We start from the raw sequence: 26,211 nt of genomic DNA, 5'->3' as shown, positions 1-26,211 counted from the left end.
CATGCCGGATTCCCCGCTCGTCACCGCCGCCGCCATTGCGGTCATTGTGCTCGCCGTGGCGATCGTCGTCGGGGTCGGCCTCAAGGTGATCCGTTCCTTCCGCGAGCTGGGAACAGACGCCGAGAGGGCCACCTACCAAACCCTGCACGCGGCGTCGCGCGCTGGACAGCACCTGCGCACCGGGCTCCACGCGGCGGGAGCTGCCAAGGCAAGCAAGCAATTGCGTTCCCTGCTTGGCTGCGACGCCCTGGCGATCACCGACACCGAGTCAGTCCTGGCGTGGGATGGCGCGGCGGAAGAACTCAAAGCCTCCCTGATGGAGCTCGCCTCCGGGGTTCTCTCCGACGGACGGACCGTGGTTGTCCCGGCGTCGCACGAGCTGAACGCCGTCGTGGCGCCGATCAGGGCCGGAAACCGCGTCGTGGGGGCGGTCGCCGCCTTCGCGCCGCAAACCGGTGCGGGGTTGGTCCGGGCGACAGGCGAGCTGGCCGACTGGGTGGCGGTGCAAGTGGAGTTAGCGGAACTCGACGCTTCCCGCACCTTGCTCATGGAGGCCGAAGTCCGGGCCTTGCGCGCACAAATCAGCCCCCACTTCATCTACAACTCGCTCAACGCCATTGCGTCGTTCATCAACACCGATCCCGCCAGGGCACGCGAGTTGGTGGTCGAGTTCGCGGATTTCACTCGGTACTCCTTCCGCCGCCACGGGGATTTCACCACCTTGGCGGAAGAACTCCGGAGCATCGACCGCTACTTGCTGTTGGAGAAGGCACGCTTCGGAGACCGGGTACAAGTGAGCCTCAGGATCGCGCCCGAAGTCCTGAGCACGGTGATTCCCTTCCTGAGCCTGCAACCGCTCGTGGAAAACGCCGTGCGCCATGGGCTTGAAGCGAAGGAAGGACCCGGGCACATCACCATCTGCGCCAACGACTCCGGCGCTTTCGCGGAGGTCACCATCGAGGACGACGGCGTGGGCATTGATCCGGAACACCTGCGCTCGGTCCTGGCGGGACACTCAGACGGCGACCATGTTGGACTGCGAAACGTCGATGCCCGCCTTCGGCAGGTCTACGGGGACGAACACGGCCTCGTCATCGAAACCGCACCGGGCGAGGGCACCTTGATCACCATCCGCGTGCCAAAGTCCCAGCCGAGCCATGATGCCTGAGGCTAATCTATAACCATGATCAACGTACTCGTCGCCGACGACGAGCTCCCGGCGGTTGAAGAGCTCGCCTTCCTGCTGGGCCGGGACGAGCGTATCGGCGCAATCCACCGCGCAATCTCGGGCGCCGAAGCCCTCAGCGCCCTCGAAACGGAATCCGTGGACGCGGTCTTCCTGGACATCCACATGCCCGCGCTTTCCGGTTTGGACATCGCCCGCGCCATCTCGCGCAGCCCCCGCCCTCCCGCCGTCGTCTTCGTGACCGCCGACGAAGACTGCGCGCTGGAGGCATTCGAACTGGCTGCCGTCGACTACCTGCTCAAGCCGGTACGTGCCGAACGCCTGGCGAGGTCCGTCAGCCGCATCAGCGAGCTCATCAAGGACGGCAGCAAGGTACCGGAGATGATCACGGTTGACCAAGGCGGAACAACCCGGATGATCCGGAGGGACGACGTCAGCTATGTCCAGGCCCAGGGAGACTACGCCCGGCTGCACACCGCGGAGGCAAGCTACCTGATCCGGGTACCCCTGAGCGACCTCGAACAGCAATGGGCGGAAGCCGGATTCATCCGCATCCACCGCTCATACCTGATGTCGCTGAACCACGTGGGGCACATGAAACTTGCCGCCGCACGCCCCAGCGTCACGGTGGCCGGAGCCGAACTGCCGATCAGCCGCAGGCACCTTCCGGCCGTGCGGGACAAACTCGAGGCCACCCGGATCCGGCCCCAAGGATGACGCGGGTGAGGGTTACGGCCCCGCAATCAGTTGCCAGGGTAGCCCCCAAGCGTCCGTACAATTCGCGCGAGGCCGCCGAAGACTCCGACGTCGGGCAGGTCTTCGTCCGGTCACTCATCCGTTCGCAGTTGCGCCTTGCCGTAGTTGTGGCTTCCGGATTCCTGCTGGTGCTGGCCGCCTACGGTGCCATGGTGGCGCTGGTCCCCCAGCTCGCGCAGATGCGGATTCTGGGCGTCCCGGTAAATTGGATCATCCTTGGAGTAGCGCTCTATCCGGTGATCGGCCTGAGCGCATGGCTCTACAACCGCTCCGCGGCACGGAACGAAGCCCGCTACCGCGATCTTGTGGAGGAGAAGTGAATCCCGCCGTCGGGCTCGCGGCTTTTCTGGGCGTGGCGCTTGCGACTGCGGGGATCGGCTTCTACGGCCTGCGCATTTCGCGCACCACGAGCGACTTCTACGTAGCATCCCGCACTGTCCGGCCGTGGTGGAATGCCTCGGCGATCGGCGGCGAGTACTTGTCGGCAGCGAGTTTCCTGGGCGTCGCGGGGCTGATCCTGTTGACGGGGACGGATGCTCTGTGGTTCCCCGTGGGCTACACGGCCGGCTACCTGATGCTCTTGCTGTTCGTGGCTGCCCCCTTGCGCCGATCGGGTGCCTACACGATTCCGGATTTCACGGAGGCCAGGCTCCAGTCGAAAGCCGTCCGCCGCGTCACGAGCCTTGTGGTTGTTGCTGTCGGATGGCTCTACATCGTGCCGCAGCTTCAGGGTGCCGGGCTCACCATCCGGATCAGCACGGGATTGCCTTCCTGGGTGGGCTCCATCGCCGTCGTCGCGGTGGTCTGCGTCACGGTAGTGGCCGGTGGCATGCGTTCCATCACCTTCGTACAGGCTTTCCAATATTGGCTCAAGCTCACAGCGTTGGCCGTTCCTGTGGTGTACCTGCTGCTGAACCAGTCGGGCGGCGGCTCACCGGTCCTGGCGGAAGCGTCGAGCAATCCCACGGGCCTTCCCGCGGCCGGGCTCTACCAAACTGTTTCGCTCCTGGTGGCGCTGCTTTTCGGAACGCTGGGACTCCCCCACGTCCTCGTCCGCTTCTACACCAACCCGGACGGCCAATCGGCGCGGCGGACCACCCTCATCGTATTGGGCCTGTTGTCGGTCTTCTATCTGTTCCCGACGGCGTCCGGCCTGCTTGGTCGGGTCTTCGCTCCTGAGCTTGCACGCAGCGGACGGCCCGACGCCTTGGTCCTGCTGCTGCCTGGAAAGCTGCTGGGTGGAGTGCCGGGCGATCTCCTGTCGGCATTGGTGGTTGCCGGCGCGTTTGCCGCATTCCTCTCGACGACGTCGGGATTGGTGGTTTCGCTGGCCGGCGTCATCAGCCAGGACCTTCTTGGCGGGAGCGTGCGCGGATTCCGGGTGGCCGCCCTCCTGGCCGCCCTCGTCCCCTTGGCCTTTGCATTCACGACGGATTCAATGGCCTTGGCCGGCAGCGTAGGGCTGGTGTTCGCCTTCACGGCGTCCACCATTTGTCCTGTCCTGCTGCTCGGCATTTGGTGGCGCGGCCTGAGCGACGCAGGCGCGATTGCCGGCATGCTGACGGGAGCCGTCCTCTGCGGGGGTGCGCTGGTATCGAGTACGGTCATCGGTTCCGCTGCGCCCGGATGGATCGCCCAGCCCGCGGCGTGGACGGTGCCTGCCGCGTTTGCCGTGATGGTGCTCGTCTCACGGGCCACGAAACACCGGGTCCCCGGGAGTGTCACCCGGCTGATGACCAGGCTTCACGTCCCGGAACGGCCGGTGGCCACGGAGCGCCAGCTCCGCTAGTCGATCGCCGCCATGAGCTCGACAACCCGGTCGAGGAAGGCATCAACCTGCGCCTCTTCGTAGCCGTCGCGCCCGCGGGCCTCGGAGAAAGCGGCTCGGCGGACGTTGTCGACGCTCAGCGGTTTGTCGTTTTCGAGGTAACCGATCAGGGAGACGCACAAGGCATCGACCTCGGCGATGTTGTAGCTGCGCGCACGCTTCTTGTCCGGCCGGCGGAAACGCTCGCCATCAGGCCGGTGCAAGCGGCCGCGCAACACTCCTGAGAGTTTGCCGATCTTCAGCAACCAGGCTTCCTCGCCTTCGGCCGCTATCAGCTCGTCGCGTTCACGCCGGGCGAAGGCATCTTCGAGGCGGTCCAACGCGGCGTCCACAGCGGTAGCGTCGTAGCCGCCCTTGACAGGATCAAACGAAACCGCCCGGACATCGCTGCTGACGATTTTCTCCGACGCCTCGGCCCGGTTTTCGAACGACAACCGGGCGCGCTGGAAAAACTGGTCAACTTGCTTTGCGTTGTAGCCATACTTGCTGTGCGCCACGCGCTCAAATGCTGCGGGGATCTGGCGACGAATGTCCACTGCCACTGCTTTCCTTCTGGGTGGTTATCAGGCGCCGCTCAACAGCGCGAAAAGAATATATGCTGCCGGGGCCGCGAAGACGATCGAGTCGAGGCGGTCCATGACCCCGCCGTGTCCGGGCAGGATACTGCTCATGTCTTTGACGCCAAGTTCCCGTTTGACCATGGATTCCGCGAGGTCACCGGCAGTAGCGGCGGCCACCATGCCCACGGCAAGCACCACCCCGACCCACCAGGGCCTGCCCAGGACGAAAACGCTGGCGAGGATCCCGATGACCATGGCACCTGCCACTGAGCCCGCGAACCCTTCCCAGGTCTTTTTGGGGCTGATCTTGGGGGCCATCGGGTGCTTCCCGAAGAGTGCCCCTACGAGGTACCCGAAAGTGTCGTTGGACACCACCAGCAGCAGCATCACGGCAATCTGCCAGGCACCCGCGGGAACCTGCCCGCCGGGCCAGGGACCCGCCGTCGTCGCTCCCCCGCCTGCATGGAGGGGCACAATGGCAAAGCTGATCAGGAAAGGCACCCAGGCAAGCGTGAAGATTCCGGAGAAGACGCTGCGTGGAGCTCCCGCGGCGCTTTCGAGGGAACGCCAGAGCAGGACCGCCGTGCTGCTCAGCACCATCGCGAAGAGCAGGCTTTCGGTGCCACCGAAGTAAGCCGCAAGCGGCATCGCCACGGTACCTGTCAACACGGGGATGATCGGCATCCTGGTGCCCTGGCCTTCGAGCGCACGGAAAATTTCCCACACGCCGAGGACCGCAAACGCAGTGGTCAGGAGAACGAACCCCAACGGCAGGAACAGCAGCCCGCCGAGGACGGCGAAGAGCATGGCGAGTCCGACGCCGATGGCGGCCGGAAGATTCCGGCCCGCCTTGGGCGTCGGGTTGCCTCGTTGGCGTCTGGCGCGTGTGGGAATCCCCTGCGCGGGCGCCGGCTCAGCCTCGCTCATCAGACCTCGAGCAGCTCGGCTTCCTTGCGCTTGAGGAGCTCGTCGATACCGTCGACGTGTGCCTTGGTGATAGCGTCGAGTTCCTTTTCACCGCGGGCACCCTCGTCTTCGCCGGCTTCGCCGTCCTTGACGAGCTTGTCCAGGGCGTCCTTGGCCTTGCGCCGGATGCTTCGGATGGAAACCTTTGCGTCCTCACCCTTGCCTTTGACGATCTTGACGTATTCCTTGCGGCGTTCCTGGGTGAGCTCCGGGATGGTGATCCGGATGACGTTGCCGTCGTTGGACGGATTGGCGCCGACCTCGGAGTCGCTCAGGGCCCTTTCGATATCGCGCATTGAGGTCTTGTCAAAGGGCGTGATCAGGATGGTCCTGGCGTCCGGGATAGCGAAGGAAGCCAGCTGCTGCAGCGGTGTGGGGGTGCCGTAGTATTCCACGATCACCTTGTTGTAGAGTCCGGGGTTCGCGCGACCGGTACGGATCGACGCGAAATCCTCCTTGGCTACCTCGACCGCCTTGTCCATCTTTTCCCCGGCTTCGAGCAAGGTTTCTTCGATCACGGTTTCTCCTCAGAAATAGTCGCGCCCCGGTCCACGGGCCGCAATGCACAATAAATTTCCGCCCCTGCGGGCGGAAGAGTCCTAGAAATATCCTAGCCCTTGCTAGGGGGTGACCAGGGTGCCCAGCTTTTCGCCGAGGATGGCCCGGGTGACGTTCCCTTCGCCTTCCATGCCGAAGACAACCATGGACAAATTGTTGTCCTTGCACATGGTCATGGCGGTCTGGTCCATGACGCGGATGTCGCGGCGCAGGGCCTCGTCGTAGCTGAGCTTTTCGAGCTTCTCTGCCGTGGGATCCTTCTTGGGATCCGCGGTGTACACGCCGTCCACACCGCTCTTTGCCATGAGGACGACGTCGGCATGCACTTCGAGTGCACGCTGGGCGGCCACGGTGTCGGTGGAGAAGTACGGAAGGCCTGCGCCTGCCCCGAAGATGACGACGCGGCCCTTCTCCATGTGGCGGATGGCACGGCGCGGAATGTAGGCCTCGGCCACCTGGCCCATGGTGATGGCGCTCTGGACGCGGGTCTCGACGCCCGCTTGCTCCAGGAAGTCCTGCAGGGCCAGGCAGTTCATAACTGTGCCGAGCATGCCCATGTAGTCGGCGCGGGAGCGATCCATGCCGCTTTGGGACAGTTCGGCGCCGCGGAAGAAGTTACCGCCGCCGACGACGATTGCCACCTCGACCTCGGACACGGCGGCGGCGATTTGCTTGGCGATGGCGCGGACGGTTTCCGGGTCAACACCAAGCTTTCCGCCGCCGATGACCTCGCCGGACAGCTTCAGCAGTACACGACGACGGGTCTTCTCCGGATGGATTGCAGTGTTCTCGGTTTCCATGGTGCCTTCCCGTTTGTGGACTCTGGCTAGATTATCTTGCTGGGGGCCGGGCAGAAAGCTGCCGGCTCTGGATGCACTCGGTGCGGGCCTGCCGTTGCATGCAAAAGGGGCGGCCACCGAAGTGACCACCCCTTTTGTATGTCTAACTAGTTTCCGACGCGGAAACGGGCAACGGCAGTTGCCTTGACGCCGGCCTCTTCGAGGACCTGCGCAACGGTCTTCTTGGAGTCCTTGGCGAATGCCTGGTCCAAGAGAACTTCGCCCTTGTAGAAGCCCGTCACGCGGCCTTCGACGATCTTGGTGAGAGCGGCTTCCGGCTTGCCTTCGGCCTTGGCGGTCTCTTCGGCGATGCGGCGCTCGGACTCGACCAGCTCGGCCGGGACATCTTCGCGGCTGAGGTAGTTCGGGGCCATGGCTGCAACGTGGACAGCAACATCGTGGGCTGCGGTAGCAGCGGCGTCGCCCTCGCCTTCAACGGCGAACAGGACGCCGACCTGGGCCGGGAGGTCCTTGGAGGTCTTGTGCAGGTAAGCGTCAACCGTGCCGCCTTCAATGCGGGCGATGCGGCGGACAACAACCTTCTCACCGAGAACGGCGCCCTCTTCGACGACAACCTCGGAAAGGGGCTTGCCGTCGACGTCGATGGCCAGCAGGGTCTCGAGGTCGGCAGCGCCGGACTCGACGGCGACGGCCAGGACCTTGTCGGCCAGCTGGATGAACTTGTCAGCCTTGGCGACGAAGTCGGTTTCGCAGTTGACCTCGATCATTACGCCCACGCCGTCGGTGACCTTGGCTGCAACCAGGCCTTCGGCGGTGGAGCGGCCTTCACGCTTCGTAGCGCCCTTGAGGCCCTTGATGCGGATGATTTCGATGGCCTTCTCGGCGTCGCCGTTGGCCTCGTCAAGAGCCTTCTTGACGTCCATCATGCCGGCGCCGGTGCGCTCGCGCAGGGCCTTGATGTCAGCAGCAGTGTAGTTCGCCATGTGAACCCCTCTGTCTAGAAATTTATGTGTTTACGGACTGACAGGACGGCAGCCCACCTGGTGGGCCGCCATCCTGTCAGTAGCTCCCCGCACCGAAATCGGCGCGGGAAAGGTCCGGATTTACTTGTCTGCTTCGGCTTCGCCGGCAGCAGCTTCGGTAGCCTCGGCGGCCGGTGCTTCGGCAGCTTCCGCAGCCGGAGCTTCGGCGGCCGGTGCTTCAGCAGCTTCGGCCTTGCTGCCTTCGAGGAGCTCGCGCTCCCACTCAGCCAGCGGCTCTTCGGGGGCCTCTGCAGCACCGGTTGCGCGCTGGTTACGGGCGATGAGGCCCTCAGCAACGGCGTCGGCAACCACGCGGGTCAGCAGGTTTACGGAGCGGATGGCGTCGTCGTTGCCCGGGATCGGGAAGTCGACTTCGTCGGGGTCGCAGTTGGTGTCCAGGATGGCAACAACCGGGATGTTCAACTTCTTGGCTTCGTCAACAGCCAGGTGTTCCTTCTTCGTGTCAACAACCCACAGAACAGAAGGAGCCTTGGTCAGGTTGCGGATACCACCGAGGTTGGTTTCCAGCTTGGTGAGTTCACGCTTGAGGAGCAGGAGCTCCTTCTTGGTGTAACCCGAGCCTGCGACGTCCTCGAAGTTGATCTCTTCGAGTTCCTTCATGCGCTGGATACGCTTGGCAACGGTCTGGAAGTTGGTGAGCATACCGCCCAACCAACGCTGGTTGACGTACGGCTGGCCAACACGGGTAGCCTGCTCAGCAATTGCTTCCTGGGCCTGCTTCTTGGTGCCGACGAACAGGACGGTGCCGCCGTGGGCGACAGTAGCCTTGACGAACTCGAAAGCGCGGTCGATGTAGGACAGCGACTGCTGAAGGTCAATGATGTAGATGCCGTTGCGCTCCGTGAAGATAAATCGCTTCATCTTCGGGTTCCAACGACGGGTCTGGTGTCCAAAGTGGACGCCGCTGTCAAGCAGCTGGCGCATAGTTACGACGGGCATGCCGACGCTCCTTCCGGCAGGTCATTCATGAGAGAGCCACACGGGCCGCTCTTACCCTGCCAATAGTTGACGGTTAATTAGCCGGACCCGAACGGGCCTTGGCTCCTGGCATCCATTGCACTTCTCATCCGGCCAATGACTCGCCGGACCGCAAGAGGCACAATCCTCCGCAGCATTGAATCCGCGAGGATTCGCAATTGGAGGGTTGGATACGCGTAGTCAGCCTGGGACCCCCGCGCAACTGAATGAGAAGCGCTTCTGAACAAGCTTGAGGGCACAGCAAACTGCTCCACCAAGTGTACTACAGCGCCTTCGGCCTCTTGACCGCAAAAGCCCCGGGTGCGGCCTCTTTCCTTCGGCAGATTTCCCCCACCGTTTTCCACATAGCCGAACTTGCGGCTTTCGGACCCTGGACGGCCAACGAAGGCTTGTTCCATGAGCACCGCACATCTTCCAGCCTACGTTCTTTTGCTCGTTGCCCTCGGCGCGGTGCCCGCCGTGGCGTCGCCGTCGCCGGACACAACCGCCTCGCCCGGCGTCCGTCCGGACTGGGCGTGGCCTCTCTCCCCCAAGCCTGCCGTCCTGCGTGGCTTCGACCCTCCGGACAAGCCGTGGCTGAGCGGGCACCGCGGCGTGGATCTGCAAGCAGTCGACGACGGCGTCTCGGTCGCCGCCCCCGCCGACGGCACCGTGCGCTTCGTGGGCGTCGTGGTGGATCGTCCGGTGATCACCATCGACCACGGGGACGGATTGCGGAGCAGCTTTGAACCAGTGGACAGCGAACTCGTAGAGGGCGCACCCGTGAGCAAGGGCCAAGCCATCGGAGTAGTGAAAACCGGCCACTGCCCGGGATCACCGTGCCTTCACTGGGGAGTGCGGAAGGGGGAGGACTACGTCAACCCGCTCGCCTTCGTCACGGATCTCCGGCCGTCTGTGTTGCTGCCCCTGGATGATGTGCTGTCGCTGGACGATGTGCTGTCGCTAGACGATCGCGGAAATCCCCGTGATCGCCCTCCCCGTCACAAGAGTATTGATTTCGTGGGTTCCCTCGTAGGAGTAGATCGCCTCGGCGTCGGCGAAGATCTTGGCCATCTCGTAGTCCGTGACAATGCCGTTTCCGCCCAGGATGCCGCGGCCCAGGGCAACACTTTCGCGCATGCGGGCCGTGGTGAAGGCTTTCGCCAGCGCGGATTGCTCATCCTTGGCTACCCCGGCATCCTCAAGCTGGGCGAGGCGGACCATCATGCCCATGGAGCTGACTGTGTTGCCCAGAATCTGAACGAGTTGTTGCTGCACCAATTGGAACGATGCCAAGGGCCTCCCGAACTGCATCCGTTCAACCGCGTAGCGGCGGGCAACGTCGAACGTGGCAAGCTGCTGGCCCACAGCCTGCCACGCGACCGAAAGCCGTGTGACTTTGAGGACTTTGTTGGTGTCCCTGAAACTGTTGGCATTGGCCAGCTTGAAGAAGTCCGGGACCACCACGTTTTCGAGGGTGATGTCAGCATTCTGGACGGTCCGCAGCGAGATCTTGTTCTCGATCTTGCTGGCCTTGAATCCAGGGAGGCTCGTATCCACCAGGAAGCCCTTGACCTGATTGTCGTCGAGGTCGCGGGCGAAGATCACAACCCAGTCCGAGAAGGTGGCGTTGCCGATCCAGCGCTTGGCCCCGTTGAGGATCCAGTTGTCGCCGTCGCGGCGCGCGGTGGTCCGCGTGCCGCCTGCGACGTCCGAGCCACCCAATGGCTCGGTCAGCCCAAAGGCTCCGATTTTCTTGAGGGAGTATATGTCCGGCAGCCAGGCGTCCTGTTGCTCCTGAGATGCCAACGCCTCGATGGAACCGGTGAACAAGCCGTCGTGGACGCCCATGAACGTGGCAATTGAAGCATCGGCGCGGGTTGCCTCTGCGTGGACAAGGCCGGCGAATACGTTGGAATAGCCTTGCCGCCTCACCGGACTGACCAGGTCAATCTCAGCAAGCTTGGGAATCAGGGCCATGGGGAATTCCCCGCGGTTCCAGCAATCGACGGCAATCGGCTTGACCTCACGGGAAAGGAAGGTGCGGATCTCCGCCAGCCGGTCCTGCTCCTTGCCCGTGAGCAATTGCTCAAAGCCATAGAAGTCACCGTCGGCGTACGGGAGATTCTCTAGGTCGATTGCTGCCTTGGACATGGCACTCCTTCACGTAAGTTACTGGTGAGTAACTTACAGCAATGACGGTCCCGCCACAAGCAACGGGTGCACCCCTCTTGACGGTGTGCGTCTTGCATAGCCGTGGCGCGTTAGGCCCGGTAGGAGCAGTATGGAGGGATGAACGCTCCCAGCGCCGAAAGTCCGGCGCAGGGAGGCTCCGTTGGTTCCGGGGCCCGCCTGCACCCGTGGAGCCGTTACGTGGCCTTGGGTGATTCGTTCACCGAAGGGGTAGGAGATCCGGAGCCTCGCAGCCCGGGGGGCTTGCGAGGCTGGGCGGACCGGGTCGCGGAAGAACTGAGTGCCGGCCACGACGACTTCGCTTACGCGAATCTGGCAGTCCGAGGACGGCTGCTCCATCAGATCCTGGATGAGCAGATCGTCCCCGCCCTGGCCCTGCAACCGGATCTGATCACTCTCAATGCCGGGGGCAATGACCTGATCTTCCGCAGAAGCGATCCCGACAAACTCGCCGCCCGGATGGACGCCGGCGTGCAACTCCTCGCCTCTACCGGTGCAACGGTTGTGCTGTTCGCCGGACCGGACTGGGGCGATACGCCCGTGCTGGGACACACGCGCGCCAAGGTAGCCATCTTCAACGAGAACCTGCGCACCATCGCCGCGCGCCACGACGCGGTAATCGCTGATCTTTGGGCCCTGCGTCAACTCACCCACCCTCGAATGTGGGATCCGGACCGGCTGCACTTTTCTCCCCTGGGCCAGCACACCATCGCCATCATGGTGCTCGATACCCTCAACGTCCCCCACACTTTGGAACCGATGACACCGAAAGACCTACCCGGGCGCACGTGGCGTGAAGCACGGACCGATGACATTATCTGGGCACGCGAGCACCTTTTCCCATGGGTCCTGCAACGACTCAAGCAAAGAGTCTCCGACGACGGGCGGCACGCAAAGCGGCCGGATCCAGGCCCCGTGTTCGGCGCCTGGATGCCGCCCGGAACGTTCGTGGAAAACGAGCCACAGAGCTAATTAGCTACATCAGGCCCGATACCTAAGGGAGCGGCAAAAAGAACGAGTGTTGACCACTCGTTTTTGCGGCTACCTGTTGGCCGTAGCCTCGAAAGTACGCGTGTGTGAGCAAATCACAACCGGGTGCCGCCCGCCGGAACCCAGATCGGACTCCCTCTTCGAGCGGCACCTTCTTGGAAATCAACGAAGGATCACTCGGCGTCTGGTGCATTGCCCAGGCTGGGGAGGAGTTGACCATGGGTGCCACGGATAAGCAACAGGGGGCAACTGTATCGCCGCTCAAGAGCCGCGCAGGGCCCGGCGTCTCCGGAATCCGGATCGTTAACCACTTTCGCAAACGCTGGACCGCTTTTGGCAGCACGGCGCTGATTGTTGCCGGCCTGCTGGCCGGAGTGGGGTTCGCCGCACCGGCGCATGCCGCGGCAAACACGGTGGTCTCGCTGACGTTCGATGACGGCAACGCGGACCAGTTGACGGCCGAAGCCACGCTCAGGAGCCTGGGCCTGGTCGGCACGTTTTTCATCACCACCGGGTGGATCGACCAGCCCACCTACCTGACCACTGCCAACCTCCAGCAGATCGCCGCCGACGGCAATGAAATCGGCGGCCACACCGTCACCCACCCGGATCTTGTGTCCCTGACCCCCGCCGAGTCGACACGGCAGATCTGCAACGGGCGCGTGGCACTGATGAACATGGGCTTCAAAGTCACCAGCTTCGCCTATCCCTTCGCTTCCGAAGATCCCGCCACGGAGGCCCTGGTGAAACAGTGCGGATTCAACAGCGCCCGCGGCCTGGGCGACACTTCCAGCAAGGACCCGGCCTCGGCGACGCTTCCCGCGGCAGACACCATCCCGCCGGCGAATCCCTACGTCACTGCGGCACCGGATGAGGTGGACAGCACCTGGACCCTGCAGAATCTGGAGAACCAGGTGACACACGCCCAAACGACCGGCGGCGGATGGGTCCAACTGACCTTCCACCACATCGCCGTCGGCACGGACCCCACGCTGACGATCACCCCGGCCTTGTTCAACCAGTTCGCCACCTGGCTGGCACAGCAAAAGACCGCCGGTACCGTCGCCGTTAAGACTGTGGACCAGGTCATCGGCGGGACCCAGCAGCCCGCTGTTCAGGGTCCTGCCGTACCTCCGCCACCCCCTCCGGGGACGAACATGATTCAAAACCCCGGCTTGGAGACCCTGGTCAACACGATTCCGCTGTGCTGGGCCGCAGGCGGGTACGGGACCAACACCCCCGCCTTCGCCGTCGTCTCGCCCGGCCACACCGGCGCCTACGCCGAACAACTCACGCTGACCGGGCGTTCGTCAGGGGACGCGAAACTTCTTCCCGCCCTGGACCTGGGCGGTTGCTCGCCGACCGGGACACCCGGACATCGATATCAGCTGAAGGCCTGGTTCAAATCCACCGCGCCAACCCAGTTTGAACTCTATTACCGCGTCGGTAACGGGTATTGGAAGTACTGGACCGCGAGCCCGTTGGTCCTGGCCGCGGCGAACTGGACCCAAATCACCTGGACCACGCCTCCCCTGCCGGCCGGCGCCTCGGGGATCAGTTGGGGCCTGAACATCCAGGCCAATGGCACCATCACCACCGACGACTACGAAATGTACGATGTCGGCCCCTGATTTTCGGCGTCCCGGCTTAGCTTGACGGCGGCGTGAACTGGCTGGCAGTGAACTCCTCTACCATCGGCTCACGAGGACATTGACCCCGCATGGCCCTGCGCTCACGCTTGAAGCATGGCCACCAAACTATCCGGAGTGATCCTCGGGACCTTCCCGGAGCTGCGCTACGAACCCACCGCCAAACGAATCCGCGCGACCCTGGGCGGGAACACTGTCGTCGACACCCTGCACGCGTGGCTGGTCTGGGAGCCGAAGCGCATTACCCCGATTTATGCGGTGCCGCAGGCCGAACTGCTGGCAGAGCTCAGAGCCGGCGGCCCTGCGGCCGATGTCCCGGAGCTCGGCGTCAGGCTGTCGGCAGGCTCACCGACGTCGCTGGATCCGCGCACCGGGTTCGGCCGGCACACCACCCCCGGCGAACAACTCGACGTCGTGACAGGGACGACGACGGCGCCAGGGGCAGCGTTCCGTCCGGACGACCCCGACCTTGCCGGGTATGTCGTGTTGGATTTCGCCTCCTTTCAATGGCGCGAAGACGACGAGGAGATCATCGGCCACCCCCGCGACCCCTTCCACCGCGTGGACATCCGGGCCTCCTCCCTGACCGTGGAGGTCTCCCTCGACGGCGTCACGCTCGCCAAAACGAACGGTGCGCAACTCCTGTACGAGACACTGCTTCCCGTCCGCTACTACATCCCGCCCGGGGACGTGCGGCTCGACCTCATGGAGGAGAGCCCCAAGAGGACCGTGTGCCCCTACAAGGGCGAAGCCCGTTACTGGAGCTACCCCGGCAGCGAGGACGGCAGGAATGTGGCCTGGAGCTACGACACGCGTTTCCGCGACGCCGCGCAGATCCACGGACTGCTGAGCTTCTTCAATGAAAGGGTGGACCTGACCGTCGACGGCCTCCTGCAGGCCCGGCCGGTGACGCCGTGGTCCCGGCCGCAGGACCGGCGGGAATGACGGAGAGGATATTTTCCGGACGGCCCTCGATCGACATAGGCATGGCGCCCAGACCGATGGCGCTGACCGGAACGGCGCCGATAGCGCGCCGGTTCACAGCCCTGCGCCGACCGTGTCGACCCGGAGTTCGCCCATGCTGTCCCAGCCGGCGCCGTCGAGCTGGCGGCTGATGATCTTCGGGGTCTCGGCGAGGGCGGGCTGCATGGCCGTCAGGCCCGCGGCGAAGTGCGGGGCGTTGACGTGCGCTTCGGCGGCGCCGTCCTGGAAGGCTTCGACCAGCACGTACGTGGAGGGGTCATCGAGGGAGCGAGACCACTCGAACCAGAGGTTGCCCTCCTCGGCACGTGTCGCGGCGGTGAAGTCGGCCACGATCTCCGGCCATTGCGCGGTGAATTCGGGCTTGGTCTTGAATTTGACGACGATGAAGATCACTGGGGATTCCTTGAAGAAGTCGATGCGGGGCGTTGATTCAGGGGCGTTCGAGGAAGGACTCGACCTTGGCCGGGTCGCGCTCGATGAGGTCGCCGAGGACCTCGTCGGCCTTGGCGAGAAGCCCGGGGTCCAGGACGACGCCGGCGGCGGTCGCGTTGTCCTTGAGCTGCTCGGGCCGGGAGGCTCCCACGATGGCGGCGGAGACGTTCGTGTTCTGCAGGACCCAGGCCACAGCGAACGCGGCCATTGACAGGCCAGCCTGGTTCGCGAGCGGGCGCAAGGCCTGGACAGCTTCGAGCACACGTTGCTGCATGTAGCGGTGCTCGGTCTTGAACGCGCCGCCGTCGGAGGTGAAGCGCGACGCCGTGGGAGCCGCGGCGCCCGGGGCGTACTTGCCGGTCAGGACGCCCTGGGCGAGCGGGGACCAGACGATCTGGCTCAGGCCGAGTTCTTCGCTCAGCGGAACGACTTCCGGCTCGATAACGCGCCAGAGCATGTTGTACTGGGGCTGGTTCGAGACGAGGTGGATACCGAGCTCCTTGGCGAGGGCGGCGCCCCTGCGGATCTCCTCCGGGGTCCATTCGGAGACGCCGATGTAGTGCGCCTTGCCGGCACGCACGATGTCCGCGAACGCCTGCATGGTCTCTTCGAGCGGGGTTTCGTAGTCGTAGCGGTGGGCCTGGTACAGGTCCACGTAGTCGGTCCGGAGGCGGCGCAGGGAGCCGTTGATGGACTCCATGATGTGCTTGCGGGACAGGCCCCGATCGTTCTTGCCGGGCTGGCCGATCGGGAAGTAGACCTTGGTAAAGATCTCCAGGCCTTCACGCCGGACACCGTCGAGGGCCTCGCCGAGGGCGGTCTCGGCGCGCGTGCCCGCGTAAGCGTCGGCGGTGTCGAAGGTCGTGATCCCGAGCTCCAGGGCCGTCCGGACGCAGGCCGTGGCCGCTTCCTGGTCGATCTGTTCGCCGTGCGTGGTCCAGTTGCCGTACGCGATCTCGCTGACGTACATGCCGGAGTTTCCGAGCTTGCGGTATTCCATGGGATTCCTTGTTCGTTTGGGTGGATTGTGAAAGGTCAGCGGGAGCCCGCCCGGAGGCGGCGGGGCGGTGCGGTCGAGCCGCGCACCACGAGACGGGGCTCGATGCGCCCGACGGCGGCCGGGGCCCCCGCCAGGGCCGCAACCAGCGCTTCGGCTGCGAGGCGACCTTGCTCGGCGACGCCGTGGTCCATCGTCGTGAGACCCACGACGCCCGCGAGCTCGTGGTTGTCGTAGCCGACGATGGAGAAATCGTCCGGGACGCTGAGCCCGGCCCCGCGGAGCGTGGCCATTGCCCCGAAGGCGATCTCGTCCGACGCCGCGACGAGCGCCGTCGGCGGTTCCTCCGCGGTGAGCAGTGCGGCCATGGCGGCCGCACCGGCGTCGACCGTGTTCTCTACGACGTGCTCAAGGCCCGGATCCGGGGGAAAGCCCGCCTCGGCCAGTGCCTCTCGGTAGCCGAGGAGCCGCTCGGCCGGCGGCACGCCCCCGAGGGTCGAACCTGGACCGGCACGCAGGCCGACGAAGGCGATGCGCTCATGACCGAGATTGATCAGATGACGCGCCGCGGCGCGTCCGCCGATCCGGTCCTCCACCCGGACGGAGGACGCGCCTGCACTCTCCGAACCGACAAGCGCGAGGACCTGCCCCTGCGCCTCGAGCGACGCGAGCTCCTCCGACCCGAGTTGAATGGCTACGACGAGCGCACCATCGGAGCGCCCGTGCAGGCGCGGGCTCGCGAAGAAGCCGGCCCGCAGCTCGACGGTGGACAGCTCAGTCAACAGGACGTCATAGCCTTCGCGGCTCAGCACCCGCCCGGCGGCAGCAATAACCTCGGCGAAAAACCACTTCGTGAGAAGAGGGACGACGACGGCGACGGTGCGCGTGCGCCCCGTCGCGAGGCGGGACGCACTCGGCGACGCGACATACCCCAACTCCACGGCGGCATCCCGCACACGCTTGCGCGTTGTCTCCGAAATGCCGGGGACCCCGCGCAGGGCTCGGGACACCGTGGAAATCGAGACGCCAGCGCGGTCGGCGACAGCCTGGACGGAAACAGTCATGTGATCAGCCTAACGTCCGCAAAGATTGGTTCGCAAGCGCTTGCGAACGATAAGTCAACGGTAAGTCAACAGAGGGCGGCAGAGGGCGGCATGCCACCTCATCCGGCCTGGAGGACCAAACTGTTGCCCAATTTCCACTATTGACCCCGGACCTGCGCCCATTCTGACATCATGGGCGGCACCCTCACCGAGGAACGCAAATCGGAAATGTCCCAGGGGATCATGATGGGCCGCGTGGGCACCCGCGAAGAAGTAGCCGCACTGATGAGTTTCCTCCTCGGTGCGGACGCGGGCTACATCACCGCAGCAACGTACGACATCAACGGCGGCCTCCAGGTCTCCTGATCGTTCACAGACACCAAAAGGTGGGCCCCCCGGCTTTTCAGCTGCGGGGGCACGCCGACGGCCGTGTGGCCGGGGCCGAGCTATCGCCCTGGTGCTGCATCGTTGGTCCAGCCGTATCGGTCCCGGAAACCGAAGGTCCCTTAGCCTCGTCAACGAAAGTCGGATTCGTTGGTCGCGTCCTGGCCCGCGAATCAAAGCATCGGCGGGAACAGTCCGATCAGATCCTCACGCGCGGCGCGGCTGCGCCTTCGTGGATCGCAAAACTCACTTCGTGGGGCGGATCGGTCCGTCGGGATGCCGTGCCATCAACGGGTCGGCGTGGCGACTGACCACTTGCCATCCGTCGCCTTCCAACCGAAAAGTGGTCGTAACGCGCAAGTCGAAGGGCGACGGTTCGTCGCGACCGCCCACCTTGGTCTCCCAGTGCTCGTGCTCGAACAGCGTGACAAGATCTGCGCCGACGTAACGCGAAACTTCCTCAAACCGAACTGGCCTGCCATCGCGGAAGTTTGATGAAGCGAAGTCCAGCGCCTGTGAAACCGCATCCCAGCCGCGCGAAGAGCCGCCGAAGGGATTCGCTAGAAGCACGTCCTCGCTCCGCGCGTACATTGCCTTGATGGGCTCCGGATCGCCCTCGGCAAATACGTGTAGTCCCGAGTGGTATTGCTCGATTACCCGCCCAATGTCCATGACTGCCCTCCGATCTGATAGATACACCAGCGTCGCTAGTCACACAAGGGCTGGATTCAAGGATGACCCACGTCCCTGTTGGAGGCTTTCGGTCGGAGTCGGGAGTGATTCCGACCGGATGGCTACCTGAGAACTCCAAAACGAGAGTGCCCCTTCCCAGCGTTTCCGCAGGTCAGGGGCACTTTTCAGGTAGGGCTACTCGGACTTGAACCGAGGACCTTAGGAGAATAATTTCGCGTTTTTCATCAGTATTCGGTGGATGCTAAAAATGCCTAGATTCCGCGGCAGAATGGGCCAAATGGGCAATTTGAGGGCTCAACATTTTCCGTTGCGCTTCGTTGTTTCCGGTGGGTAAACGGTGGGCGAATCGGCTTTTCCAGGCGGCGTGCTACAGGATTCTCTTGCGACGAGCTTCACCCGCCCGGTCATGCGGTCTCCTTCTCGCGCCTCCATGAAGTAGGAACACAGCTGGCGCTTCCGCCGGCGACCAACCGTGGACACGACGGGGACACTCATGACAACGACGCCAGAACGCAGCGAAACACTGGAAGCTGCCGAAGAACAGTGGCTGAGCCCGAGGGACATTTGTGCCGAGTTGCACATACCCGAGCGGACGTTCTACCAGTGGCGGGTGAAGCACCTCGGTCCCCGCGCCTATCGGATCGGCCGACATCTACGGATCAGCCGGAGCGACTTCAACTCGTGGTTGTCCTCGCACCTGGAAGACTAGACCCTGCATCTTTCCTGTTTGTCGTTCTGACACCACATCATCGCTGGGCGGCGCCTGCGCGCAACCAGGGCGCGATGCGCCGCACGTGACTCGAAATTTCGTTCGGCGCTCCTACGTCGCTTATTTCCTCGCGAATTTTTGAATCACGCCCGGTTCCCCAAGTTGCGCTCCAGCCCCTCATGCCCAGCGTAGGTCCCCGTATCAGAACGACGCCGACATCCAATGGCAGCGGGAGGGAAGACGAACATCCTTAGGGCCTTCGAGGTGAGCCGTCGGCCGCCGCATGCGTCCTGGTGCCGCCACCCTACGCCTGTGCCTGGGTCAGGCCCCATCATCCCTGTCGCCGTTCTCCTTGCGCAGTTCCTCGGCGAGGGATTCATCTCCGCGGTTCTTGTCTGTTCCCATGTAGCGGTGCAGTCTGGGACGTCCGGCGCCTTGGTCAATAGTCGAGGGTGTGTCCGGTTTGGCCGGATCTCTGTCGCCGTCCCCGTCAACAGCCTCAGCGTAAGTACGCATCCTTTCTGTGCGGTAGTACTTGTATAGGCGAGCCTCGTCCGTTCGCCGGGGACGATCGCGGGAATCCCAGGCGGGTAGGGCGTGATCTGCTCGGCCGCCACGCGCCCGATTGCGTCGCGGGTGGGGATATCCTCGGCCGGCCCGAAAAACGCGTCCCACGGCAGGACAACGGTCTCCAGTTCGAGTTCGTGCGGGGCGGGCAGGTCCACAGGCGCTGCAGGAGCAATTGTGGGCGCGGCGCCGATGAGTGGCCCAAGGGCGTCCATCAGCCTTGACGCCGCGACGTCGTCGTCGGCCATTGAAAGCGTGGCCATGATCCGCCGGTGGTCGCTGAGCCCCATATCGATCCGGCAGTTTTCCCGGAGCCAGTCCGCCGCCTGGTATCCGCTGATGCCGGGCCCGGAAAGGTCCATAAGGATCTGCATCCTGTCAAGGTCGTGGGAGGACTCCACGGCCAGCAATTCGTCTTCCAACACATGGATTCCAGCGAGTGCGTCGATGTCGGCACGGAGCTTGCGGGCAAGTGCCAGGGCGTTTCCGAGCAGCTCGCTTCCGTGCTGGACCATTTGGCGGCGCCATCCGTCGATCGCTGAATACAGGATCGCGTTCGGGCTGGTTGTCATCAGAAGGTCCGCGCAAGCGGACAGATGCGCCGGGTCCACACGGTCGCCCTGCAGGTGGTGCACCGAACCCTGCTCGAACCCGGCACCCATCTTGTGCACGCTGACGACGTAGATATCCGCGCGGGGATTCATCGCCCACGTGGGCAGGTCATCATGGAAAGGCAAATGCGCACCCCAAGCCTCAGCGACGACCAAGGGCTTGCCGCGGGCGTGGCAGATTTTCGCAATGGCAGCAATATCCGCACATGTTCCATACGGGGTCGGGCTAACAATCAGGCAGCCCGCCGCCTCCGGGTAGCGGTCCCACATCTCCTCCACATCGGCAGGGGAAGGAGGGTGCGCCAGATGCAACTTTGGATCCCAGCGGGGCCGGATCCAACGCGACTGGATACCGGAGAAGATCAGGCCGGCGACAATCGACTTGTGGGCGTCCCGACTGATGAGAAGTTCACCCTTTTCCGGCTGCGACGGCGAGGATTGCCGCCTTGACGGAAAGGGAGCTGCCACAGGTGGAAAAGAACGCCTGTTCCGCTCCTACAGCCTCCGCCATGAGCTGTTCGGCCTTCTTCAGGTAACCGCCCGACGACGAGCGGTCATCCAATCCTGCGGAGTCCAACACGTCTGAACGGAAAGCCTGCGCTCCCAGAACCTCCAGCACCCGCGGATCGGCGCCCCGGCCTTGGCGATGAACCGGCGGAGTGAAACTGTAGCGATCCAAGCGGTGATACTCGGCCAAAGCATTTACTAAGGGTGCTTCGTTTTGGTCCATGGTCCCGTTCTATCACGTGTTCAGTTCCATCATGAGGGGCGGTAGTTCGTCGGCAAGTTCACGGGCGAGGTATCCGGGGCTTCCTTTCCGGCTGGCCAGTCTGTCGCCGGCTGCCGCGTGCAGGTGCGATCCCCAGCAGGCTGCCTGCGCATCCGTTGTTCCGCGGGCCCGGAGTCCGGCGATGGTTCCGGCCAGGACGTCTCCGCTGCCGGAAGTGCCAAGTCCTCCGGAACCGGTGGTGATCTCCCAGCAAGTAGTGGATCCGGTTTCCGGCGGGTCGGTGTTCCGGGATTGGGCAATGACGCCCTGGCAGCTGACCACCGCATGATACATGCCGGAGACTTCGGCGACGTCGTTGCGGATGTCTTCAGGATCCCGCCCGAGGAGAAGACCCAATTCGGTCGGGTTCGGAGTCAGAATGAGGTGCCCGGCCCAAGGCTGGATATCGGGCAAGAGTTGCTTCAGGATCCCCAGTGCGTAAGCGTCGAGGACGATGGCCTGGTCCTCGCGTATCCGCCCCTTGCCGGAAAGGTTCCGCAGTAGTTGGGCCGTTTCGTCCGGGTCATCAAGGCCCGGCCCGATCAGCACTGCGTCGGCTGCCTCCAGTTCCGGCTGCAACGCCTCGTGGGCGGTCGAGCGGACGGAGCCGGAGGATGTTTCGGGCAGGCCGATGACTCCCGCCTCAGGCACGGCCACCGCCAACGCCACGGCCGTGGATTCAGCAACGGCAAGGGTGAGGCGGCCCGCGCCGGCACGAAGCGCCGCGGTGCCGGCGAGGAGGACGGCCCCGGGTGTTTTGCGGCTACCGCCGATGACCAACACGGTTCCTCGCTCGAGCTTGCCCGAACCCGTCGGCGGCAGGGGCCAGTTCCGCAGAAGGGTGGGGGTCACCGGGATAGCTGGAAGATCACCGCGGACGGACATCGGCGTCGCTTCCGTGCTCGGTGAGGGTAACTCCTTGCTCCGTAAGATGGTCTGCGACGTTGAAGCTCTCCAGCATCCAGGGGCCGTGACCATCGACGCGGACATACCGCGTGAGGGAAGCGTTTAAAATGGTGGTTGTGCCGGCAAGATCCAGGAGCTCCTTTTCGGAAAGGCCTTCGAGAAGGTAACGGAACAGCAGGATCACGGCGTCATGGCCGACCACGAGGACCCGCTCTCCGCCGGAAAGTCGTTCAAGATCAGAAAGAAAGCTCCGAAGCCTCAGCACGACGTCGGTCCAGGACTCGCCACCAGGAGGCCTGTAGTAGAACTTCCCTAACCATCTGCGACGACGGGCCTCCTCGGGCAGCCTGAGCTCCACGCCCTTGGTGGTCAGCATGTCCAGAATGCCGAGCTCGCGGTCTCTGAGCCGCTCATCCACGAGGAGCGGCACAGTCCAGCCCGCCGTCCCAACGATAATTTCGGCGGTACGGCGCGCCCTAGCGTACGGGGAGCACCAGACCACGTCCGGGCACCGCGACGATGGCAGCCTGTTGAACGAATCACCTAAGGCACTGGCCTGCTCGTAACCGAGCGGGGATAGGTCGACGTCGGCATCCCGAGCCGGGACCTCAATCACTTCCGCGCCGGACACCCCGGCCGCCGATGCGGCCACGTTCCCCAGGCTCTCACCGTGACGCACCAGCATCAGCTCGACCGCTCCATGGCCGGATGGGGCCCGCATGCTTTCGCTCACAAGAATCTCCTTCGTCGAGACAGGGCCCGGACTGCTTCGATGTCGCCCCGATCGCCACACGATACCGACCACTCGCAGGAATGGCCATAGACGGTCCGTCCGGCGAGAATCCAGGCCGAGCTCACCTAAAGATAAGCATGCTGATGGTCTCGTGCTCTCCGCCTGCTGGTTTTAGTTTTAGAGACCCAGCACACTTCAACTGTCCCGGCTATGCACAGGGAACCGGGTGATTCCCCCGACAACCCGATGGAGGAACAGAGATGGCACAAAGCACCTTCCCCGTCGGTGACCAGCAGACCGACCGGCTCTTCCGCAGCGCGGAATCGAGCGCAACGTATCTTGACGAAGATCTTGCGCCGGCCCTTGGAAATCAGATGGTCGGCCGCCCGGACTTTCCTGGATCCCAGGACCTTGTATCCGGGTGGCCGGCTCGAACCTCAACCGCAGGACTACTCCGGCCGAAACAGACACGGTGCCCCCTCCCGGACCACGGCGAAAGCACGTACATCGGCCACCACCGCATGGAGGGGTTCAAGAACCCTGATCACCGAAAATACCGAAGATGCTAACGAAAGGGACAAGTCATGACCAGCCATGACCCAGAAGACGACCTGGGGACGTTCCGAGCGCCCAGCGCTGACCGGCCAGCCGGCACGGACCAGCCAAGGCACGCCAGGGATGATGACACGGACCGGAACCCCGCCGCGTCGGCCAACCCGGATCCCCGCGAGGGAAACACCACGGGACTGGAGCCCGGCAGCGGGGTGCCGCCAGGCGAGACCCCGCCTGCAGAGGACCAGATGAGCGGCGACCAGGGGCACGACGAATAGAAATCCGGGGATCGTTCAACCGGCAGTGGATTTCACCCGGTTCGAAGCCGACTTCGTTAGTAAGTATGCTGATTGAGCAGGCCTGAGGCTGGCGGCGTTCCCGCTGACCATCAGTAACGGGAAGCAGTCGGCGTAGTGTTCTTGAAAACGCCCCAGTGAGTGAGGAGCCCGCAATGGCCATCCCCGTTCAGTCCCGACTTAAGGGAACGGCGCCCTTGAAGCGGATACGGCAGGGAGACCGCGTGGAGCTTAACGGTTCGCCGTTCATGGTTATCTCCGTGTCCAGGAAGGGCAAGACAGTGACACTGGAGCTCGAAGACGACCACAGCCAGCGCACGAGCGTCGGCGGAGTGGCCAGGGCCAGGTTTCTGGTTCGCCGCCCGTAATCGTCCCGCCGGCCGTTTTCATGCCTGCGGAAAATCCGGAGCCGGGGAATCGTCCCGTGCCGGCCGGCTCTTACGGTCCGCCGACTGATTCGACCATCGCCCGAGCGAGGCGCGCAATTTTCTACGAGCTTCTCGGCGTGGGGACTTCGGCGGCGTCATCATCAGCTTCTTCGCCACCAACCCCATCAGGCTGCTGATCCTCAGTGCGATCATCAACGGAATCGCGACCACCCGGTTCCTCATCGTCACCGTGCTCATCGCCAGGGACAAAAGAAATCATGGCCAAGCACCGCAACGACAAACCCGCCGCCACACCACCACCATCATGGTCGTCGCCAGCGCCGTCGGCGATCTGGACCACGTCGCCGGATCATCGTGAACCTTGAGGCGATGACCCGGTTTGGCGTCAATCGATCTTCGGGGTGGCTGGCCAGGACATAGCCGGCCGCGGCGGGCCCGGTCATCGCCAGGTCGCGTCCACGACAGCTCGATGGTGCAGTCCACGGGTTCCGCGGGAAAAATTCTCCAGCGTAATGTCGTCCGGGAGGCTGGGGCCGATATGACGTAACTGCCGGACCACCAGCGGGCTGTCGTCCGGCCATTTGGCCCGGTCCACGGACGTAGCCTCGAAAGCATCGGGACGCTGGGGCGCGGTGTCGGCGTTCCAAGGCGTCGTGGGGAAGGACTCCTTAGCTCACGGCGCGACGGCGGCGCCAGGGACAAGTACGGCAAAGGATTATCATAGCCGGAGAACCGGTTGACTTATAGACTTTGGCTCGATGGGACCGACTCCGGAACCCGGCCCCCGCTCTGCTCCTCGATGAGCTCGGCGAACAGCCGCAAATGGTCAGCCACCATACGCTCCGCGCTGAATTGCTGCTCCACCTGGGCTCGGCACTGCGCACGGCTCAGGCCGGCTGCCGCCGGGATCATGGCCGCGAGATCCTCGATGGAGGCAAGGTAACCGGTTACTCCATGGGCTACGATCTCCGGCGCCGAACCGAACGGCGTTCCCAACACCGGTGTCCCGGTGGCGAGAGCTTCAATCATGACCAGACCGAAGGGCTCGGCCCAATGGATCGGGTTGAGGAACGCGAGCGCTTCGCCCATGAGGTGGTATTTCTCGGCGTCGTCAGCTTCGCCCATGAAGTCCTCGTTGGAACCGAGGATCGGTTTGATGACTTCCTCGAAGTACTTGATCTCCTCCGGTGCGCGCATCTTGGCCGCGATACGAAGCGGCACCCCCGCCTGACGGGCGATCTTGATGGCTTCGAGGACCCCCTTGTCCGGGCTCATCCGCCCCACGAAACAAAGGTAGCCGCCTTGGCCGGTGCCTACGGGCACGGAGGAGAGATCGATGCCGTGGTGGATCACTGCACAGACCGGCACACCGGGCGACCGCGAAGCCTGATCCCGGGAGATCGCGATGATTGAGGCGCTTCTTCCGATCGCCCGGTAAACCTCCTGGGCCGCCGGGGTGAGTAGGCCGTGGATCGTCGTCACCACGGGCACACCCGGCGGTCGCCCGCGGTACAGGGTGCCGGCCAGCGTGTGGTCATGGATGATGTCCACCTCCCCGAGCCCCTCGTAAGCCCTGACCACGTGGCTGAGCTCGGAGAGCGTGAAGCCAAGTTCCTTCGGGTTCGAGGTTCTCATCCCCGGCACCCGGCGGACGGGGCACCGGCTGTCCGAGGACGCTGCCAACAACACCTCATGCCCAGCCTCGGCAAACCCCCGCGCCAGCAGGTCCACGACCCGTTCGGTGCCGCCATAGGTCACCGGGGGAACGGGAATCCATGGTCCTGCAACCAGTCCTATCCGCATTTCTTGCCAGCCTTCCAGGAAAGCACGGCCCGGACTCTCTCTCCGCACCGGCACGCCAAACTATCCGAAGGCCTCTGCCTAACCTCTGCACTGACTATTACCTCGGAGATACACATAGGACAAGTGCTACTGCGGAGTAGGCAGCCATAATTGCTTCTCATTTCCGGTGGGCTCATAGAGCGTCCGTCACCGCCAGCAGGATCATCGGCCAGACCGGTCCATCCGTCGATTGGGGAGGACTGTCCTGTCTTTCGGGCGGGATGTTCCAGACCGTCTTTCTTCGGCTTCAATGACCGAGACCGGCCGAGGGACCACCATCGGCCATCAGGGCAACGAGGCGGCCGAGCCTCGCTGTCTTCGCCCGACGGGGCCGTGGCATTCGTCCCCAAGTGACCAGACCTGGGCGAGAGTCGGCCGGCTGGCCCCCTCCTTGATGGAAGAAAAGGCAGTGATGGCCACCATGCGGGAATCCGTCGACGGGAACCCCTACGCTTGGGCCGCGTCTGTCTCGCGCGAGGTTTTGATCGCATCGTCCTTCACGGCGGGCCGCGGTCGAGCAAACAGGCCTGTTTCCGGTTCACCGGTAGCCACGGGCTGACCGCCCAACCGCGGCGGTGTCCGACCCCCGTTCTTCACCGTTTAGCGTTCACCGTTCACCGTTCGTACCCTTATCACGTTCCCGGAACCGGACCGGGTCCTTTTGCTCCCGAGGTTCAGCGAGGGACCACCATGGAGACAGCATGGGGCGCGACGCCCTCTCCGTTATTGCATGCTCATCATGACCGGGGCCGGGCGGTGTCCCGGGTAGCGTTCGCGGACCTGAGTTCCGCCTCGAGGCGCCGGTTGTCGGCTTCGAG

General features: G+C 64.0%; 27 protein-coding genes and 2 pseudogenes. 12 read left to right on the top strand and 17 right to left on the bottom strand.

What is annotated here, in order from left to right; genetic code table 11:
• Position 1 precedes the first annotated feature (1 nt).
• Genes AC3WJU_RS13885 through AC3WJU_RS13870 form a run of 4 tightly spaced genes read left to right on the top strand, consistent with a single transcriptional unit; the run spans position 2 to position 3,731 of the window.
• Positions 2-1,168 carry a histidine kinase gene (locus tag AC3WJU_RS13885; protein ID WP_492260114.1) on the top strand — a complete coding sequence of 389 codons (1,167 nt, stop codon included), beginning with the start codon at positions 2-4 and terminating at the stop codon, positions 1,166-1,168.
• 15 nt (positions 1,169-1,183) lie between these two features.
• Positions 1,184-1,903, top strand: a complete 720-nt coding sequence (locus AC3WJU_RS13880; RefSeq protein ID WP_284989378.1) for a LytR/AlgR family response regulator transcription factor — start codon at positions 1,184-1,186, stop codon at positions 1,901-1,903.
• Complete coding sequence (locus AC3WJU_RS13875) at positions 1,900-2,262, top strand: DUF485 domain-containing protein (protein ID WP_059387842.1); 363 nt, start codon at positions 1,900-1,902, stop codon at positions 2,260-2,262. Before AC3WJU_RS13880 ends, AC3WJU_RS13875 begins: the two co-directional genes overlap by 4 nt.
• The gene (locus AC3WJU_RS13870) at positions 2,259-3,731 is read left to right on the top strand and encodes a sodium/solute symporter (RefSeq protein WP_492260113.1); all 1,473 of its coding nucleotides are present in this window, start codon (positions 2,259-2,261) and stop codon (positions 3,729-3,731) included. Before AC3WJU_RS13875 ends, AC3WJU_RS13870 begins: the two co-directional genes overlap by 4 nt.
• Here the strand turns inward: AC3WJU_RS13870 and AC3WJU_RS13865 are convergent.
• From AC3WJU_RS13865 to rpsB, 6 genes are all read right to left on the bottom strand, one after another.
• On the bottom strand, positions 3,728-4,312 hold the full coding sequence (locus AC3WJU_RS13865) for a DivIVA domain-containing protein (protein ID WP_059387844.1): 585 nt from the start codon (positions 4,310-4,312) through the stop codon (positions 3,728-3,730). The genes AC3WJU_RS13870 and AC3WJU_RS13865 overlap by 4 nt on opposite strands.
• 21 nt (positions 4,313-4,333) lie before the next feature.
• Positions 4,334-5,257, bottom strand: coding sequence for a phosphatidate cytidylyltransferase (locus AC3WJU_RS13860; RefSeq protein WP_307053528.1), 924 nt, complete (start codon positions 5,255-5,257; stop codon positions 4,334-4,336).
• Positions 5,257-5,814 (bottom strand): ribosome recycling factor, encoded by a 558-nt coding sequence (frr, locus tag AC3WJU_RS13855; RefSeq protein WP_078105729.1) that lies wholly within the window; start codon positions 5,812-5,814, stop codon positions 5,257-5,259. Before frr ends, AC3WJU_RS13860 begins: the two co-directional genes overlap by 1 nt.
• A gap of 102 nt (positions 5,815-5,916) precedes the next feature.
• Positions 5,917-6,654, bottom strand: coding sequence for a UMP kinase (pyrH, locus tag AC3WJU_RS13850; RefSeq protein WP_059387847.1), 738 nt, complete (start codon positions 6,652-6,654; stop codon positions 5,917-5,919).
• Positions 6,655-6,800: 146 nt separating this feature from the next.
• A complete protein-coding gene (tsf, locus tag AC3WJU_RS13845; protein ID WP_184735951.1) occupies positions 6,801-7,637 on the bottom strand; it encodes a translation elongation factor Ts in 837 nt (278 codons plus the stop codon).
• 120 nt (positions 7,638-7,757) lie between these two features.
• Positions 7,758-8,636, bottom strand: coding sequence for a 30S ribosomal protein S2 (rpsB, locus tag AC3WJU_RS13840; RefSeq protein ID WP_078105731.1), 879 nt, complete (start codon positions 8,634-8,636; stop codon positions 7,758-7,760).
• Between the two features lie 435 nt (positions 8,637-9,071).
• Here rpsB and AC3WJU_RS13835 point away from each other — a divergent pair.
• Positions 9,072-9,479 (top strand): annotated as a pseudogene (locus tag AC3WJU_RS13835) (peptidoglycan DD-metalloendopeptidase family protein); the annotation flags it as partial.
• Between the two features lie 138 nt (positions 9,480-9,617).
• On the opposite strand, the gene AC3WJU_RS13830 reads toward AC3WJU_RS13835, so the two are convergent.
• Positions 9,618-10,808 carry an acyl-CoA dehydrogenase family protein gene (locus tag AC3WJU_RS13830; protein ID WP_492260112.1) on the bottom strand — a complete coding sequence of 397 codons (1,191 nt, stop codon included), beginning with the start codon at positions 10,806-10,808 and terminating at the stop codon, positions 9,618-9,620.
• 138 nt (positions 10,809-10,946) lie between these two features.
• On the opposite strand from AC3WJU_RS13830, the gene AC3WJU_RS13825 reads away from it, so the two are divergent.
• The 3 genes from AC3WJU_RS13825 to AC3WJU_RS13815 all read left to right on the top strand — a co-directional run bounded on the left by AC3WJU_RS13825 (position 10,947) and on the right by AC3WJU_RS13815 (position 14,431).
• Positions 10,947-11,819 carry an SGNH/GDSL hydrolase family protein gene (locus AC3WJU_RS13825; protein WP_059387851.1) on the top strand — a complete coding sequence of 291 codons (873 nt, stop codon included), beginning with the start codon at positions 10,947-10,949 and terminating at the stop codon, positions 11,817-11,819.
• 104 nt (positions 11,820-11,923) lie between these two features.
• The gene (locus AC3WJU_RS13820) at positions 11,924-13,468 is read left to right on the top strand and encodes a polysaccharide deacetylase family protein (protein ID WP_492260111.1); all 1,545 of its coding nucleotides are present in this window, start codon (positions 11,924-11,926) and stop codon (positions 13,466-13,468) included.
• A 114-nt stretch (positions 13,469-13,582) separates the two neighbouring features.
• The gene (locus tag AC3WJU_RS13815; RefSeq protein ID WP_492260110.1) at positions 13,583-14,431 is read left to right on the top strand and encodes a DUF427 domain-containing protein; all 849 of its coding nucleotides are present in this window, start codon (positions 13,583-13,585) and stop codon (positions 14,429-14,431) included.
• Positions 14,432-14,524: 93 nt separating this feature from the next.
• Here the strand turns inward: AC3WJU_RS13815 and AC3WJU_RS13810 are convergent, their stop codons facing one another.
• The 3 genes from AC3WJU_RS13810 to AC3WJU_RS13800 are packed head-to-tail and all read right to left on the bottom strand — an operon-like array spanning position 14,525 to position 16,963.
• Positions 14,525-14,863: a putative quinol monooxygenase gene (locus AC3WJU_RS13810; protein ID WP_306962763.1), complete on the bottom strand. Its 339-nt coding sequence runs from the start codon at positions 14,861-14,863 to the stop codon at positions 14,525-14,527.
• A gap of 37 nt (positions 14,864-14,900) precedes the next feature.
• Positions 14,901-15,902, bottom strand: a complete 1,002-nt coding sequence (locus AC3WJU_RS13805) for an aldo/keto reductase family protein (protein WP_492260109.1) — start codon at positions 15,900-15,902, stop codon at positions 14,901-14,903.
• 35 nt (positions 15,903-15,937) lie between these two features.
• Positions 15,938-16,963 (bottom strand): LacI family DNA-binding transcriptional regulator, encoded by a 1,026-nt coding sequence (locus AC3WJU_RS13800; protein ID WP_492260108.1) that lies wholly within the window; start codon positions 16,961-16,963, stop codon positions 15,938-15,940.
• A gap of 139 nt (positions 16,964-17,102) precedes the next feature.
• Between AC3WJU_RS13800 and AC3WJU_RS13795 the strand changes: the two are divergent.
• A pseudogene (locus AC3WJU_RS13795) lies at positions 17,103-17,308 on the top strand (SDR family oxidoreductase); the annotation flags it as partial.
• Positions 17,309-17,572: 264 nt separating this feature from the next.
• Here the strand turns inward: AC3WJU_RS13795 and AC3WJU_RS13790 are convergent.
• The gene (locus AC3WJU_RS13790) at positions 17,573-17,998 is read right to left on the bottom strand and encodes a YybH family protein (protein WP_059387857.1); all 426 of its coding nucleotides are present in this window, start codon (positions 17,996-17,998) and stop codon (positions 17,573-17,575) included.
• Positions 17,999-18,512: 514 nt separating this feature from the next.
• Between AC3WJU_RS13790 and AC3WJU_RS13785 the strand changes: the two genes are divergently transcribed.
• Positions 18,513-18,728 (top strand): helix-turn-helix domain-containing protein, encoded by a 216-nt coding sequence (locus AC3WJU_RS13785; RefSeq protein ID WP_284989387.1) that lies wholly within the window; start codon positions 18,513-18,515, stop codon positions 18,726-18,728.
• Positions 18,729-18,871: 143 nt separating this feature from the next.
• Here the strand turns inward: AC3WJU_RS13785 and AC3WJU_RS13780 are convergent, their stop codons facing one another.
• The 4 genes from AC3WJU_RS13780 to AC3WJU_RS13765 are packed head-to-tail and all read right to left on the bottom strand — an operon-like array spanning position 18,872 to position 22,302.
• Positions 18,872-20,374: an aminotransferase class I/II-fold pyridoxal phosphate-dependent enzyme gene (locus AC3WJU_RS13780; protein ID WP_492260107.1), complete on the bottom strand. Its 1,503-nt coding sequence runs from the start codon at positions 20,372-20,374 to the stop codon at positions 18,872-18,874.
• A complete protein-coding gene (locus AC3WJU_RS13775) occupies positions 20,316-20,636 on the bottom strand; it encodes an aminotransferase class I/II-fold pyridoxal phosphate-dependent enzyme (protein ID WP_306962753.1) in 321 nt (106 codons plus the stop codon). The genes AC3WJU_RS13780 and AC3WJU_RS13775 overlap by 59 nt, the downstream gene beginning before the upstream one ends.
• A 12-nt stretch (positions 20,637-20,648) precedes the next feature.
• The gene (locus AC3WJU_RS13770; protein ID WP_306962751.1) at positions 20,649-21,560 is read right to left on the bottom strand and encodes an NAD(P)H-hydrate dehydratase; all 912 of its coding nucleotides are present in this window, start codon (positions 21,558-21,560) and stop codon (positions 20,649-20,651) included.
• A complete protein-coding gene (locus tag AC3WJU_RS13765) occupies positions 21,544-22,302 on the bottom strand; it encodes a histidine phosphatase family protein (RefSeq protein WP_284989400.1) in 759 nt (252 codons plus the stop codon). Before AC3WJU_RS13765 ends, AC3WJU_RS13770 begins: the two co-directional genes overlap by 17 nt.
• Positions 22,303-22,898: 596 nt before the next feature.
• Here AC3WJU_RS13765 and AC3WJU_RS13760 point away from each other — a divergent pair.
• Positions 22,899-23,144, top strand: a complete 246-nt coding sequence (locus tag AC3WJU_RS13760) for a DUF6480 family protein (protein WP_492260106.1) — start codon at positions 22,899-22,901, stop codon at positions 23,142-23,144.
• Positions 23,145-23,317: 173 nt separating this feature from the next.
• On the top strand, positions 23,318-23,530 hold the full coding sequence (locus AC3WJU_RS13755; protein WP_284989390.1) for a hypothetical protein: 213 nt from the start codon (positions 23,318-23,320) through the stop codon (positions 23,528-23,530).
• Between the two features lie 121 nt (positions 23,531-23,651).
• Here AC3WJU_RS13755 and AC3WJU_RS13750 read toward each other — a convergent pair whose 3' ends face one another.
• A complete protein-coding gene (locus AC3WJU_RS13750; RefSeq protein WP_306962748.1) occupies positions 23,652-23,891 on the bottom strand; it encodes a hypothetical protein in 240 nt (79 codons plus the stop codon).
• A 401-nt stretch (positions 23,892-24,292) separates the two neighbouring features.
• Positions 24,293-25,354 carry a glycosyltransferase family 4 protein gene (locus tag AC3WJU_RS13745; RefSeq protein WP_492260105.1) on the bottom strand — a complete coding sequence of 354 codons (1,062 nt, stop codon included), beginning with the start codon at positions 25,352-25,354 and terminating at the stop codon, positions 24,293-24,295.
• Positions 25,355-26,211: the final 857 nt, after the last annotated feature.

This window comes from Arthrobacter sp. FW306-1B-F12A (assembly GCF_058781865.1).
This window is presented reverse-complemented; position numbering and strand designations above follow the sequence as displayed.